10 protein-coding genes, 1 pseudogene and 1 riboswitch are annotated in these 13,586 nt (G+C 66.5%); of the genes and pseudogenes, 8 read left to right on the top strand and 3 right to left on the bottom strand.

Annotated elements, in window-relative coordinates:
* Positions 1–65 precede the first annotated feature (65 nt).
* The 3 genes and pseudogenes from ASC83_RS19895 (at position 66) to ASC83_RS19885 (ending at position 4,567) form a co-directional block, all read left to right on the top strand.
* A complete protein-coding gene (locus ASC83_RS19895; RefSeq protein WP_015015345.1) occupies positions 66–1,262 on the top strand; it encodes an acyl-CoA dehydrogenase in 1,197 nt (398 codons plus the stop codon).
* A gap of 109 nt (positions 1,263–1,371) precedes the next feature.
* Complete coding sequence (locus ASC83_RS19890; RefSeq protein WP_056066771.1) at positions 1,372–2,646, top strand: CaiB/BaiF CoA-transferase family protein; 1,275 nt, start codon at positions 1,372–1,374, stop codon at positions 2,644–2,646.
* A 342-nt stretch (positions 2,647–2,988) separates the two neighbouring features.
* Positions 2,989–4,567 (top strand): annotated as a pseudogene (locus tag ASC83_RS19885) (methyl-accepting chemotaxis protein).
* Between the two features lie 89 nt (positions 4,568–4,656).
* On the opposite strand, the gene ASC83_RS19880 reads toward ASC83_RS19885, so the two are convergent.
* The 3 genes from ASC83_RS19880 to ASC83_RS19870 form a co-directional block, all read right to left on the bottom strand.
* A complete protein-coding gene (locus tag ASC83_RS19880; protein ID WP_056066768.1) occupies positions 4,657–5,205 on the bottom strand; it encodes a 6,7-dimethyl-8-ribityllumazine synthase in 549 nt (182 codons plus the stop codon).
* A 150-nt stretch (positions 5,206–5,355) separates the two neighbouring features.
* A riboswitch (FMN riboswitch) is annotated at positions 5,356–5,525 on the bottom strand.
* Positions 5,526–5,662: 137 nt separating this feature from the next.
* Positions 5,663–6,148 (bottom strand): hypothetical protein, encoded by a 486-nt coding sequence (locus tag ASC83_RS19875; protein ID WP_056066763.1) that lies wholly within the window; start codon positions 6,146–6,148, stop codon positions 5,663–5,665.
* Between the two features lie 115 nt (positions 6,149–6,263).
* Positions 6,264–7,238 carry a LysR family transcriptional regulator gene (locus ASC83_RS19870; RefSeq protein WP_056066760.1) on the bottom strand — a complete coding sequence of 325 codons (975 nt, stop codon included), beginning with the start codon at positions 7,236–7,238 and terminating at the stop codon, positions 6,264–6,266.
* Between the two features lie 154 nt (positions 7,239–7,392).
* Here ASC83_RS19870 and ASC83_RS19865 point away from each other — a divergent pair, with 154 nt between their 5' ends.
* The 5 genes from ASC83_RS19865 (at position 7,393) to ASC83_RS19845 (ending at position 13,457) form a co-directional block, all read left to right on the top strand.
* Entirely contained in the window at positions 7,393–8,412 is a 1,020-nt protein-coding gene (locus tag ASC83_RS19865) for a TRAP transporter substrate-binding protein (RefSeq protein ID WP_056066757.1), read from the top strand.
* Between the two features lie 70 nt (positions 8,413–8,482).
* Entirely contained in the window at positions 8,483–10,264 is a 1,782-nt protein-coding gene (locus tag ASC83_RS19860) for an IlvD/Edd family dehydratase (protein ID WP_056066754.1), read from the top strand.
* Positions 10,265–10,317: 53 nt separating this feature from the next.
* Entirely contained in the window at positions 10,318–11,547 is a 1,230-nt protein-coding gene (locus ASC83_RS19855) for a fumarylacetoacetate hydrolase family protein (RefSeq protein ID WP_200938986.1), read from the top strand.
* Positions 11,548–11,573: 26 nt separating this feature from the next.
* Positions 11,574–12,143 (top strand): TRAP transporter small permease, encoded by a 570-nt coding sequence (locus ASC83_RS19850; RefSeq protein WP_056066749.1) that lies wholly within the window; start codon positions 11,574–11,576, stop codon positions 12,141–12,143.
* 33 nt (positions 12,144–12,176) lie between these two features.
* Positions 12,177–13,457, top strand: coding sequence for a TRAP transporter large permease subunit (locus ASC83_RS19845; RefSeq protein ID WP_056066747.1), 1,281 nt, complete (start codon positions 12,177–12,179; stop codon positions 13,455–13,457).
* The last annotated feature ends 129 nt before the right edge of the window (positions 13,458–13,586 follow it).

The following is a 13,586-nucleotide window of genomic DNA, read 5'->3' as shown; positions in this document are numbered from 1 at the left end:
CCAAGGCCTACGATGCGTCCCATATTCGTTTTTTTCTTCCCCCACTTTCCGACCTGGAGACACACATGGCCCACGCCGCTTTTCAATGGGATGACCCGTTCCTCCTGAGCCAGCAACTGACCGACGACGAGCGCGCCATCCGCGACGCCGCCGCAGCGTATTGCCAGGACAAGCTGGCACCCCGCGTGCTGGACGCCTTCCGCCACGAAAAGATGGACGTGAGCATCTTCCGCGAGATGGGCGAAGTGGGCCTCTTGGGCCCCACCATCCCCGAGCAATACGGCGGCCCCGGCCTGTCGTACGTGGCCTATGGCCTGATCGCCCGCGAAGTGGAGCGTGTGGACTCGGGCTACCGCTCGATGGCCAGCGTGCAGTCGTCGCTGGTGATGGTGCCCATTTATGAATTCGGCAGCGAAGCCCAGCGCCAGAAGTACCTGCCCAAGCTCGCCAGCGGCGAGTGGATCGGCTGCTTTGGCCTGACCGAGCCCGACCACGGCTCCGATCCCGGCAGCATGGCCACGCGCGCCTACAAGGTCGACGGCGGCTACAAGCTCAAGGGCAGCAAGATGTGGATCACCAACAGCCCCGTGGCCGACGTGTTCGTGGTCTGGGCCAAGGAAGTGTCCGAAGGCGGCGCCGTGGGTCCCATCCGCGGCTTTGTGCTGGAAAAGGGCATGAAGGGCCTGACAGCCCCCGCCATCCACGGCAAGGTGGGCCTGCGCGCCTCCATCACCGGCGAGATCGTGATGGACGACGTGTTCGTGCCCGAAGAAAACGCCTTCCCTGAAGTACAAGGCCTCAAGGGCCCCTTCACCTGCCTGAACAGCGCGCGCTACGGCATCGCCTGGGGCGCCCTGGGTGCGGCCGAGTTCTGCTGGCACACCGCCCGCCAGTACACGCTGGACCGCAAGCAGTTTGGCCGCCCCCTGGCTGCCAACCAGCTCATCCAGAAGAAGCTGGCCGATATGCAGACCGAGATCGCCATCGGCCTGCAGGCCTGCCTGCAGTTTGGCCGCATGAAGGACGCGGGCACGGCCAGCGTGGAAGGCACTTCCATCATCAAGCGCAACAGCTGCGGCAAGGCGCTGGACATTGCCCGCCTGGCCCGCGACATGATGGGCGGCAACGGCATCAGCGACGAGTTCGGCGTGGCCCGCCACCTCGTGAACCTGGAAGTGGTGAACACCTACGAAGGCACGCACGATGTGCACGCGCTGATCCTGGGCCGCGCCCAGACGGGCATCGCCGCGTTCGCCAACTGATCGGCCTGCGCTCCGAAAACCGGCAAAAACACCGCCTTTGCGGTGTTTTTGCCTTGTAGCGCTAGTCAATCATGCGCTGACAGCTATCAATTTCATAGTACACCACACCATGACCACCCCCTCTACCTCCCCCGGCGCCCTCGCAGGCATCAAGGTGCTCGACCTCTCCCGCGTGCTGGCCGGGCCATGGTGCACGCAGGTTCTGGCCGACCTGGGCGCGGACGTGGTCAAGGTGGAGCGCCCCGGCGTGGGCGACGACACGCGCCAGTGGGGCCCGCCCTTCTTGAAAGACGCCGAGGGCAACGACACCAACCAGGCCAGCTACTACACCGCCTGCAACCGCAACAAGCGCTCCGTCACCATCGACATGGCCTCGCCCGAGGGCCAGGCGCTCATCAAGCAGATGGCGCAAGAGGCGGACATCGTGGTGGAAAACTTCAAGGTCGGTGGCCTCAAGCAATACGGCCTGGACCACGAGAGCCTGCGCGCGCTCAACCCCCGCCTCATCTACTGCTCCGTCACCGGCTTCGGGCAGGACGGACCCTACGCCGAGCGTGCGGGCTACGACCTCATGGTGCAGGCCATGACCGGCCTGATGAGCATCACCGGCCAGGCCGACAGCCAACCCGGCGGCGGCCCGATGCGGGTGGGCGTGGCCGTCATTGACCTGTTCACCGGCCTGTATGCCAGCAACGCCATCCTGGCCGCGCTGCACGTGCGCGACAACGCCACCAATGGCACCGGCCAGGGCCAGCACATCGACATGGCGCTGCTGGACGTGGGCATGGCGGTGCTGGCCAACCAGGCCTCGGGGTTCCTCGCCACCGGCAAGGCGCCTGGCCGCATGGGCAACAGCCACCCCAGCCTCGCGCCCTACCAGGACTTCCCCACGCAGGACGGCAACATGCTGCTGGCCATCGGCAACGACGGCCAGTTCCAGCGCTTTTGCGCCGCCGCCGAGCAGCCCCAGTGGGCCAGCGACCCGCGCTTTGCGACCAACACCCTGCGCGTGCAAAACCGCACCGCGCTGATCCCCGCCATGGAAGCCGTGACCCGCACGCGCACCACAGCCGACTGGATCGCGCTGCTGGAAGACAAAGCCGTACCCTGCGGCCCCATCAACACCATCGCCCAGGCGTTTGACGACGCGCAGGTGCAGGCCCGTGGCCTGGCCGTGACGCTGCCGCGATGGAAGGACGGCGAGGCCGCCACCGACAACGTGTTGCAGATCACCGGTGTGGCCAGCCCGCTGCGCCTGTCGGCCACCCCACCCGTGCTGCGCAATGCGCCGCCGGCACTGGGCCAGCACACCGACGAGGTGCTGCGCGAGATGGGGCTGGACCCAGCGCGCATCGCGGCACTGCGGGCCAGCGGGGTTTTGTAGCCAGACCCTCGCGGCATCGGCCTGCGCCATGCCCTGACCACTGCACGGCCTTGCCCTCACCGGCAAGGCCGTTTTGTTTGTGCTGTCTGCATTGCATCGGCCCCTGGCGCTTATCTGGCTCGCGCTATGCGCTATTCGCTATCCATCGGATGACAAAGCGTGCGACTGACGGAGCCCGCTTGCCTCGGCCCACGGCAAAAAAGACATGTACAAAAAATTACATCCGTCTCCATAATCCCAAAGACACCCTGTCTGCGGCCCCGCGCACGGCGCGCCGCTGGACCAGGGTGCTGGGCCCATGGCCCAGCACTGCGGCGTTTCTGGACCCTCAAGGAGTTCCTCATGAAGCTCAGCCTCAAGCTCCCCCTGGCCTTCACCGTGTCGCTGCTATTGCTGTTTGCAGCGGCCCTGTTTGGCATCAGCCGCCTGAACCAGGCGCTCGACACCTATCAGACCACCGTGGCCCAAAGCTTCGAGCACGAGCGCATGGCGGCGGGCATGCTCAACAACTTCAAGGTGCAGGTGCAGGAATGGAAAAACGTGCTGCTGCGCGGCAAGGACCCGGCCCAGCTCACGCGCTACTGGGCCGCGTTTGAAAAGCAGGAACAGGCCATCAAGGACGAGGCGCAAAAGCTCGTAGCCGCCCTGCCTCCTGGGGAGGGCCGCGAACGCGTGTTGCAGTTTGCCCAGGCCCACGAACGCATGGGCACCGCCTACCGCAAGGGGTTTGAAGCCTTCAAGGCGGCCGACCACGACCCGCAAGCGGGCGACAAGGCCGTGGCGGGCATGGACCGCGAGCCCTCACAACTGCTGGACCAGGCAGGCGACCTGATCGCCAAGGCCAGCAGCGCCGTGGCCGAACGTGCCGCCGCCACTGCGCAGCGGGCCACCACCATCAGCCTGGTGGTGATGCTGGTGGTGTGCGCGCTGGGCATAGCAGGCGCCATTGCCTTCAGCCGCACCGTGGTGAACCCGCTGGACAACGCGGTGCGCGTGTCGCAGGCCGTGGCCAGCGGCGACCTGACGGTGGCGCGGCACGTGCAGGGCAAGGACGAGATCGCACTGCTGCTCAATGCCTTGCACGACATGCAGATCAGCCTGTCGCACGTGGTGAGCAATGTGCGCAACAACGCCGACAGCGTGGCCGCCGCCAGCACCGAAATCGCACAGGGCAACAACGACCTGAGCGCCCGCACCGAACAGCAGGCCAGCGCGCTGGAGCAAACATCGGCATCGATGGAAGAACTCAGCTCCACCGTGCAGGCCAACGCCGAAAACGCGCGCACCGCCAACCAGCTGGCCGTGAGCGCCAGCACCGTGGCCGTGCAGGGCGGTGATGTGGTGGGGCATCAACGACAGCAGCCGCAAGATCGCCGACATCATCAGCGTGATCGATGGCATCGCCTTCCAGACCAACATCCTGGCGCTGAACGCGGCTGTGGAAGCCGCCCGCGCCGGCGAACAAGGCCGGGGCTTTGCCGTGGTGGCGGGCGAGGTGCGTAGCCTCGCGCAGCGCAGTGCCGAGGCCGCCAAGGAGATCAAGACCCTGATCCACGCCAGCGTGGAGCGCGTGGAACTGGGCACCACGCTGGTGGACAAGGCAGGCGCCACGATGAACCAGGTGGTGAGCGCCATCCGCCGCGTGACCGACATCGTGGGCGAGATCAGCGCCGCGAGCAGCGAGCAAAGCGCAGGTGTCGCCCAGGTAGGGGACGCCATCACCGAAATGGACCAGGCCACGCAGCAGAACGCCGCGCTGGTCGAACAGAGCGCCGCCGCCGCCGACAGCCTCAAGGTGCAGGCGCAGCAGCTGGTGCAGGCAGTGGCGGTGTTCCGGCTGGCAGACACCGACGCCAACACCCCCAGACAGGCCAGCATGCCCACGCCGGGCCATCACCAGCCCCGGTTGGCCGCAGGCTGAAGCGGAGCAGCCATTTCAAGCCTAATCGGCTTGAAGCGCTAGTGCATCATGTGCCAACAGCTACATAAATAGTAGCAACTGGCGCCTTCTCAGGCTTCAGCCAGCGCAGGGGTTGCCTGCTGCACGGTGGCCAGCGTGGGCGAGGCCAGCTTGCGCAGGTAGGCCATGGTCTGCAGGCAGGCCTGGGCCACCTCGGTGCCCTTCTTCACAAAATGCTCGCGGAAGAAGCGCACGTGGTCCTCGTGGTCGTGGAAGTCGCGCGGCGTGAGCACGGCCGACATCACGGGCACCTCGGTGTCGAGCTGCACGCGCATCAGGCCGTCGATGACAGCGGTGGTGACGAACTCGTGGCGGTAGATGCCGCCGTTGACCACCAACGCACAGGCCACGATGGCGTCGTAGCGCCCGCTGCGCGCGAGCTTGCGTGCCAGCAGCGGAATCTCGAACGCACCGGGCACATCGAACAGCGCCACCTGCGCGGGGGGCAGGCCGTGGCGGTCAAACTCGGCCAGGGCCGCGTCGCGGGCCTGGTGCACGATGTCCTGGTGCCAGCTGGCACTGATGATGGCCACGCGGGCGCCACGGTGGGCGGCGACGGGAGCCAGGGGGGAAACGGAAGGTGAAGAAGACTGATTCATGGGTTCCTCAAAACAGGTCATACCAGAATCAGGGCGCGCGCGAACACGGCGCCTGCACAGGGCGGCGCAGGCCCTGCGCCACGCCAGCGTGCGAGTAAACACGAAGGCAAACGCCGAGGGCCCAGCCACCCATGGCGGGAGCTGTGGGTTTCGCGATCTCTTTCATCCGGACTGTGACCGTCGGCTCTGGTTTCGCACCAGATCTGCTGACCCTGCAGGCCGATCCGAAGAACGGCACCGCAGGCGCTCGCGGGCTCTTGCGGGCTTTTCAGCCAACAAATACCGCCGGTGGGGAATTCCGCCCCGCCCTGAGAACGCTGTCGGCCCCGAAGGTCATCCGGGGCCGACGGGTGGGATTTTAGGCGGCGGGCACGCAGTACGCCGTCGCGCAGGCGATTGCCTGCACTGGCAGTGCCGGTTTCTGCGGCTGTGGGCTGTATTGAATGCCGAAGTCTGCTCAGCGCACGCGCTGAAACCCGCCTTCGGCCCAGGCCGCTGCGCTGGCGGGCGTGAGCTTGAAGGTGGGCGGCGCGGACGCACGGGCAACCTCTTCACCCAGCTCGTCCTGCGCGCTCAGCGTGGCCGTGGCGCCTTCCTCATCGGGCACGATGGCCAGCGCCACGCGCAGGCGCTGGCCGTCTGCGGTGGTGATGTGCACGCTCTTGTTCAGCTGCGCATGCAACTGCTGCTCATGGCGGCGCACCACTTCGCTCGCGGTCTTGACCAGGGTGTGGAAGGCCGACACATCGAGCGGCTTGGGGTTCTTCTTGTCGCGGCCCATGGTCCAGGGGCCCACCAGTGCGGGTTCGGCCTCGCCCTTCAGCGTCATGGACACGGCCCAGCCATCGTCGTCTTCGTTCTTGATGACCTGCGCCATCCAGCGCCCATCGCTCCAGCAGCGGGGTTCCTGGATGGTGTCGGGCGTGTCGGGTGCGTCGGTCATGGAGAAAAAGGCCTGGGTTGCGGGAAAGGGCGCAGAGCATAACGGCAGGGCCTGGCCGCCCCAATTTCCAATAACCATTGGTTATCGAAAGAGGCCAGGCATAGCGCGGGCCTGGTCACTCCCCCACAACGTCCGGCGCCACACCCGCCGTGTCGCGCAGCACGTCGATAAAGGCCTGTGCCGAGGGTGTGGGCGGCTCGCCCAGGCGGGTGATGAGGCCATAGCTGGGCATGCGGTTGGGCAGCTCGACGGGGATGCGCGAGAGCAGCCCCCGGTCCACATATTTCTGGATCAGCGCGGCGGGCTGCAGCGACATCATGTGGGTGGTGTTCATCAGCTCCAGCGCAAACAAAAAGGAAGGCGTCTCCACCACCCCCGCCGTGAGCGCCAGGCCCGCGCCACCGAACAGGTCGTCCGACACCTTGCGCACCGCCGTGGAGGCGGGGTACAGAATCCAGGGCCAGTGCGCCAGCTCGGTCAGCGACAGGTCGGTGGCGCCGCGCAGCGGGTGGTGCTGTCCGCCCACCACATGCAGCGGCTCGGCGGACAGGTGCTCGTAGTGGAATTGGCTGCGCTGGTCCTCGGTGGTGAAGCGGCCGATCATCAGGTCGATCTTGCGCTCGGCCAGCCAGGCGATGAGCTGGTCGCTGCTCTGCTCCAGGATCTTGATGACCAAGAGGGGCCGCAGGCGGTGGATCTCCACCACCGAGGCCACCAGCACATGCGCGGCCGAGCCGGTGATCGCCCCCACCGTCACATGGCCATGGCCGCCCTGCTTGAGGGCGTTGAACTCGTCGACAAACTTGCGCTGCCCATCGAGCGCCGCGCTGGCGTAGCGCAGCGTAAAAAGCCCCAGCTCGTTGGGCCGCATGCCGCGCGAAAGGCGGTCGAACAAGCGCGCCTCCAGGATCTCCTCGATGTCCATGAGGATCTTGGTCGCCGCAGGCTGCGTGACATGCATCTGCTCGGCCGTGAGCCGCAGGTTGCGCGTACGGCCCAGGATGTCCAGAAACTGCAAATGCCGAAAGCGCAGCCGCGCGCAGGCCTGCGCCAAAGACAAGGGTTTACCCGGAAATTCGTCTGGACTCATAAGCGTTTGGAATGGATTGTCGCAAAACATTCAGTGGACCCGCAGGGGCGCGAAACCTAACCTTCGCTTTGCGTTCATGACGGCTTGCCAAAAAGCTGCATACGCCGACGGCCTCGCCAGCGGGGTCCCGCCATTCCAACGGAGACAAGACACCATGCAATTCCATTCCCTCGCCAAATCCTTGGCGCTTGCCGCCACGCTGCTGGCCGCCCTTACCGCACCCGTCGCGGCCCAAGTCAAGGAACACACCTTCAAGGTCGGCATCGGCCTGAGCGACGACCACCCGCAGGCCCAGGCCGTGCGCCACTTTGCCGAGCGCCTGCAGGCCAAGAGCGGCGGCAAGATGAACGCCAAGCTGTTTGCCAGCGGCGCGCTGGGCAACGACGTGAGCATGACCTCGGCCCTGCGCGGCGGCACACTGGAGATGACGATTCCGGACTCGTCCACGCTGATGTCGCTGATCAAGCCCTTTGGTGTGCTGAACCTGCCGCTCACCTTCAACACCGAGGCAGAAGCCGACGCCTTGCTCGACGGCCCCTTCGGCCAGAAGCTGCTGGCCATGCTGCCCGACAAGGGCCTGATCGGCCTGGGCTTCTGGGAAAACGGCTTCCGCCATGTGACCAACTCGCGCCGCCCCATCAACAAGGCGGACGACCTGGCGGGCCTGAAGCTGCGCGTGATCCAGAGCCCCCTGTTCCTGGACACCTTCAACGCACTGGGCACCAACGCCACGCCCATGCCGTTCACCGAGCTGTACACGGCCATGGAGCAGTCTGCCGTGGACGGGCAGGAAAACCCGCCCGCCACCATCCTGGCCAGCAAGTTCTATGAGGTGCAAAAGCACCTGGTGCTGTCGCGCCACATGTACAGCGCCTGGGTGCTGCTCATCTCCAAGAAGACCTGGGACGGCCTGTCGGCCGACGAAAGGAAGATCGTGCAGGAGGCTGCGCGCGAGGCCACGCTGTTCGAGCGCAAGACCATCCGCGCCTTCAGCGAAACCGCCCTGGGCGAGCTGAAGAAGGCGGGTATGCAGATCACCGAGCTGCCCGCCGCCGAGCAGGCCAAGCTGCGCACCAAGCTGCAGCCCGTGCTGGCCAAGTACGGCAAGGAGTTTGGTGAAGAGACCACCAGCGAAATGATGGGCGAGCTGGCCAAGGCGCGGGGCAGCAAGTAAGCGCTTGGTTCGTTCCCCTGGGCGCAGCTTCCAGCTGCGCCCAGCCCCTCTTTTGCGACGCCCCGACCCCATGACCCAAACACCCCGCCGCCCCTTCCGCTCCCGCGAATGGTTTGCCGCCCCCGAGCGCTCGGACATGACCGCGCTGTACCTGGAGCGGTTCATGAACTACGGGCTCACGCCCGAAGAGCTGCGCTCGGGCCGGCCCATCATCGGCATTGCGCAGACGGGCAGTGACCTGTCGCCCTGCAACCGCATCCACCTGGACCTGGCGCGCCGCGTGCGCGACGGCATCCGCGATGCAGGTGGCATACCGATGGAGTTCCCCGTGCACCCCATCTTTGAAAACTGCCGCCGCCCCACCGCCGCGCTGGACCGCAACCTGGCCTACCTGGGGCTGGTGGAGATCCTGTACGGCTACCCCATTGATGCCGTGGTGCTGACCACGGGCTGCGACAAGACCACGCCTGCGGGCATCATGGCCGCGTCCACGGTGGACATCCCGGCCATCGTGCTCTCGGGCGGGCCGATGCTCGATGGCTGGCACGAAGGGCAACTGGTGGGCTCGGGCACCGTGATCTGGCGCAGCCGCCGCCAGCTCGCGGCGGGCGAGATTGACGAAGAAGAATTTCTACAACGCGCCTGCAACAGCGCGCCCTCGGCCGGGCACTGCAACACCATGGGCACGGCATCGACCATGAACGCGGTGGCCGAGGCGCTGGGGCTTTCGCTGCCGGGCTGCGCGGCTATTCCTGCGCCCTACCGCGAACGCGGCCAGATGGCCTACGAGACCGGGCGGCGCATCGTGGAGATGGCGTACGAAGACCTGCGCCCCTCCCGCATCCTGACGCGGGAAAGTTTCTTGAACGCGCTGTCAGTGGTGAGCGTGGCGGGCGGCAGCAGCAACGCGCAGGTGCACATCATGGCCATGGCGCGCCACGCGGGCGTGCAGCTGGACGCGCAAGACTGGACCAACCACGCCTACGACCTGCCCCTGCTGCTGAACATGCAGCCTGCGGGGCAGTTTCTGGGTGAACGCTTCTTCCGCGCAGGCGGCGTGCCCGCGCTGATGTGGGAGCTGCAGCAGGCCGGCAAACTGCATGCCGACTGCGCCAGCGTGACCGGCAAGACGGTGGGCGAGAACCTGCAAGGCCGCGAGACCCACGACCGTGAGGTGATCCGCCCCTTCAGCAACCCGCTCATGCACAAGGCGGGGTTCATGGTGCTCAGCGGCAACCTGTTCGACTTCGGGATCATGAAGACCTCGGTGATCTCCGAAGCCTTTCGCCAGCGCTACCTCAGCCAGCCGGGCGCGGAAGGCATCTTTGAAGCCCGTGCTGTAGTGTTTGAAGGCGCGGACGACTACCACGCCCGCATCAACGACCCGGCACTGAACATCGACGAAGGCTGCATCCTGGTGATGCGCGGCGCGGGCCCCATCGGCTGGCCGGGCTCGGCCGAAGTGGTGAACATGCAGCCGCCCGATGCGCTGATCCGGCGTGGCATCAACACCCTGCCCACGCTGGGGGACGGACGCCAGTCAGGCACGGCAGACAGCCCTTCCATCCTCAACGCATCGCCCGAGAGCGCCGTGGGCGGGGGCCTGTCCTGGCTGCAAAGCGGCGACACCATCCGCATCGACCTGAACACCGGTCGCTGCGAGGCGCTGGTCGCCCCCGAGGAAATCGCGCGCCGACAACGCGACCTGCCCGCCCCACCCGTGCCCGCGAGCCAGTCGCCCTGGGAGGCGCTGTACCGCGAGAAAACGGGGCAACTGGCCGATGGCGCCACGCTGGACTTTGCGCTGGAATTTCAGCGCATTTCCGAAAAGACGCCACGCCACAACCACTGACAACGACCAGGTGGGGCACTCGCGCTCACCCGGCTTTTTTCAAAGGACTTTCCATGAACAACATGACGGCAGCGGCAGTTGCCGAACGGGCCCGTGCGCCCCAGGCCGCATTGCAAGTGCTTCCCGACGACGGCCTGCAAGGCACGCTGGTGGGCCGGGTGTGGGTGCCCAATGGTGCCGTGCCCGGCCCGGCCGTGGTGGCACTGCGGCCCGAAGGTGTGTTTGACCTCAGCGCGCACTACCCCACCATGAGCACGCTGCTCGACACCCTGGCGCCGGCAGAGGCTGTGCGCAGTGCCACCGGCCAGTACCTGTGCAGCGTGGAAGACCTGCTGGCGAACAGCCTGCCCGGCACGCGTGACGCCAGCCGCCCCTGGCTGCTGGCCCCGTGCGACCTGCAGGTGGTGAAGGCGGCGGGCGTGACGTTTGCGGCCAGCCTCATCGAGCGCGTGATCGAAGAGCAGGCGCGCGGCGACGCCACCCGCGCGCAGGGCCTGCGCAGCCAGGTGATCGGCCTGATTGGCGAGAACCTGGCGGACATCCGCCCGGGCTCGCCCGAGGCCATGCGCCTGAAAGCGCTGTTGCAAGACAAAGGCCTGTGGTCGCAATACCTGGAGGTGGGCATTGGCCCCGATGCCGAGGTGTTCACCAAGGCGCCGGTGCTGGCCTCGGTGGGCTGCGGCGACGACATCGGCATCCGCTCCGACTCGGCCTGGAACAACCCCGAGCCCGAGGTGGTGCTGGCGGTGAACAGCCGGGGCCAGATCGTGGGCGCCACGCTGGGCAACGACGTGAACCTGCGCGACATCGAGGGCCGCAGCGCCCTGCTGCTGGGCAAGGCCAAGGACAACAACGCGTCGTGCGCCCTGGGCCCATTCATCCGCCTGTTTGACGGCAGCTTCGGGCTGGAGCAGGTGCGCAATGAAACCGTGCACCTGCGTGTAGCTGGCGCGGACGGCTTTGAGCTGCGCGGCATCAACACCATGGCCAGCATCAGCCGCGACCCCACCGACTTGGTGGCACAGACCCTGGCCGCGCACCAGTACCCGGACGGGTTCGTGCTGTTCATGGGCACGCTGTTCGCCCCCATCGAAGACCGCGACCAGCCGGGCGGCGGCTTCACCCACCACCTGGGCGACCTGGTGTCCATCCAGAGCGCCTGGCTGGGTGGGCTGCACAACCGCGTGGCGCACAGCGAGGCCGCGCCGCCCTGGCGCTTTGGCCTGCGCGCCTTCATGGCCAACCTGGCGCAGCGCGGGCTGCTGCAGGGCACAGCGCTCTGAGTCAAAAGAAAACAGGAGACAACCCCATGCTCAATGCCTTCATCGACCGCTGCTGCCGCTGGATCAACCTGCTCATTGCCCTGGCGCTGGCCGCGATGGTGGTGATGGTGTTTGGCAACGTGGTGCTGCGCTACGCGTTCAACTCCGGCATCGCCATCAGCGAGGAGGTGTCGCGCTGGCTGTTTGTGTGGATCACCTTCCTGGGCGCCATCGTGGCGGTGCGCGAGCGGGGCCACCTGGGCACGGACTTTCTGCTGGCGCGCCTGCCGCCGCTGGGTCAGCGCATCTGCCTCGCCATCAGCTACGCGCTGATGATCTGGTGCACCTGGCTGCTCTTCAGCGGCGCGCTGGCACAGGCGCGCATCAACTGGGATGTGGATGCACCAGTCACCGGTGCATCCATGGCCATCTTCTATGCGTCGGGTGTGGTGTTTGCCGTGGCGGCGGGGCTGCTGCTGGCGCTGGACCTGTGGCGGATTGTGTCGGGGCAGATGCCGGACAGCGAGCTGGTGCAGATCTCCGAATCCGAAGAACTGGCCGCCGTGGGCAGCCAGTTGCCGCACACAGCCCCCGCGCCCATGGCCTCACGCCAGTGAGCCCCCCACCGCAATGACCTGGAGCGCTCTTTCATGACCGTTTTTATCTTCCTCGGCTCCCTGCTGGCCGCCATGGCCATCGGCGTGCCGATTGCGTACGCGCTGCTCGTGTCCGGCGCGGCCCTGATGTGGCACCTGGACCTGTTCGACGCGCAGATCCTGGCGCAGAACGTGATCAACGGCGCGGACAGTTTTCCGCTGCTGGCCGTGCCCTTCTTCATGCTGGCGGGCGAGATCATGAACGTGGGTGGGCTGTCGCAGCGCATCGTCAAGCTCGCGCTCACGCTGGTGGGGCACAAGCGGGGCGGGCTGGGGTTCGTTGCCATCCTGGCGGCCTGCATGCTGGCGGCGCTGTCGGGCTCCGCCGTGGCAGACACGGCGGCACTGGCAGCACTGCTGCTGCCCATGATGGTGAAGGCCGGGCACGACAAGGCACGAGCGGGCGGGCTCATCGCTTCAGCGGGCATCATCGCGCCGGTGATTCCGCCCTCCATCGGCTTCGTGGTGTTTGGCGTGGCGGCCAACGTGTCGATCAGCAAGCTGTTCCTGGCGGGCATCGTGCCGGGGCTGCTGATGGGAGTGGCGATTGCCATCACCTGGTACTGGGTCTCCCAGCGCGAAAACGTCACACCGCCACCCAAAGCCTCCACCGCCGAAAAGCTGCAGGCGCTCAGGGAATCGACCTGGGCACTGTTCCTGCCGGTGATCGTGATCGTGGGCCTGAAGATGGGCGTGTTCACCCCCACCGAAGCGGCGGCGGTGGCGGCGGTCTATGCGCTGCTGGTGGCCACTCTGGTCTACCGCGAGCTGCACTGGCGCCAGCTCACCGACGTATTCATTAGCGCCGCCAAGACCACGGCGGTGATCATGTTCCTGGTGGCGGCCGCCATGGTCAGCGCCTGGCTCATCACCGTGGCGGATATCCCGCGTCAACTGGTGAGCCTGCTCAAGCCCTTGATGGAACACCCCACGCTGCTGCTCATCGCCATCATGGTGCTGGTGATGGCCGTGGGCACCGCCATGGACATGACGCCCACCATCCTCATCCTCACGCCCGTGCTGATGCCGGTGGTGAAGGCGGCAGGCATCGACCCGGTCTACTTCGGCGTGCTGTTCATCATCAACAACGCCATCGGGCTCATCACACCACCCGTGGGCACGGTGCTGAACGTGGTGGCGGGCGTGGGCAAGATGCGCATGGACGACGTGACGCGGGGCGTGATCCCGTTCATGGTGGCGCAGTTCGCGGTGATGTTCCTGATGGTGCTGTTTCCATCGATCGTGCTGGTGCCGATGCGGTGGTTCATCGGGTGAGAGACCCCGCCCAACGCGCCTGCAGATGTATCTGTGGGGCGCGTTGGGGACTATTTCACGCCCAGGCGTTTGGCGATGCGGCTGGACCATCCAGCTGAGGAGAAGATGATCCTCCCCGCATCGGTCAAC

The organism is Acidovorax sp. Root402, from assembly GCF_001425125.1.
Lineage (GTDB): Bacteria > Pseudomonadota > Gammaproteobacteria > Burkholderiales > Burkholderiaceae_C > Acidovorax > Acidovorax delafieldii.
Note: the sequence above shows the minus strand (reverse complement) of the source record. Positions and strands in the feature narration are given on the sequence as shown.

Coding starts and splice junctions, on each gene's coding strand:
- ASC83_RS19875 (WP_056066763.1), bottom strand. CDS start 6,148: ATGACCGACGCACCCGACACGCCCGACACCATCCAGGAACCCCGCTGC.
- ASC83_RS19870 (WP_056066760.1), bottom strand. CDS start 7,238: ATGAGTCCAGACGAATTTCCGGGTAAACCCTTGTCTTTGGCGCAGGCC.
- ASC83_RS19850 (WP_056066749.1), top strand. CDS start 11,574: ATGCTCAATGCCTTCATCGACCGCTGCTGCCGCTGGATCAACCTGCTC.
- ASC83_RS19845 (WP_056066747.1), top strand. CDS start 12,177: ATGACCGTTTTTATCTTCCTCGGCTCCCTGCTGGCCGCCATGGCCATC.
- ASC83_RS19890 (WP_056066771.1), top strand. CDS start 1,372: ATGACCACCCCCTCTACCTCCCCCGGCGCCCTCGCAGGCATCAAGGTG.
- ASC83_RS19880 (WP_056066768.1), bottom strand. CDS start 5,205: ATGAATCAGTCTTCTTCACCTTCCGTTTCCCCCCTGGCTCCCGTCGCC.
- ASC83_RS19860 (WP_056066754.1), top strand. CDS start 8,483: ATGACCCAAACACCCCGCCGCCCCTTCCGCTCCCGCGAATGGTTTGCC.
- ASC83_RS19865 (WP_056066757.1), top strand. CDS start 7,393: ATGCAATTCCATTCCCTCGCCAAATCCTTGGCGCTTGCCGCCACGCTG.
- ASC83_RS19895 (WP_015015345.1), top strand. CDS start 66: ATGGCCCACGCCGCTTTTCAATGGGATGACCCGTTCCTCCTGAGCCAG.
- ASC83_RS19855 (WP_200938986.1), top strand. CDS start 10,318: ATGAACAACATGACGGCAGCGGCAGTTGCCGAACGGGCCCGTGCGCCC.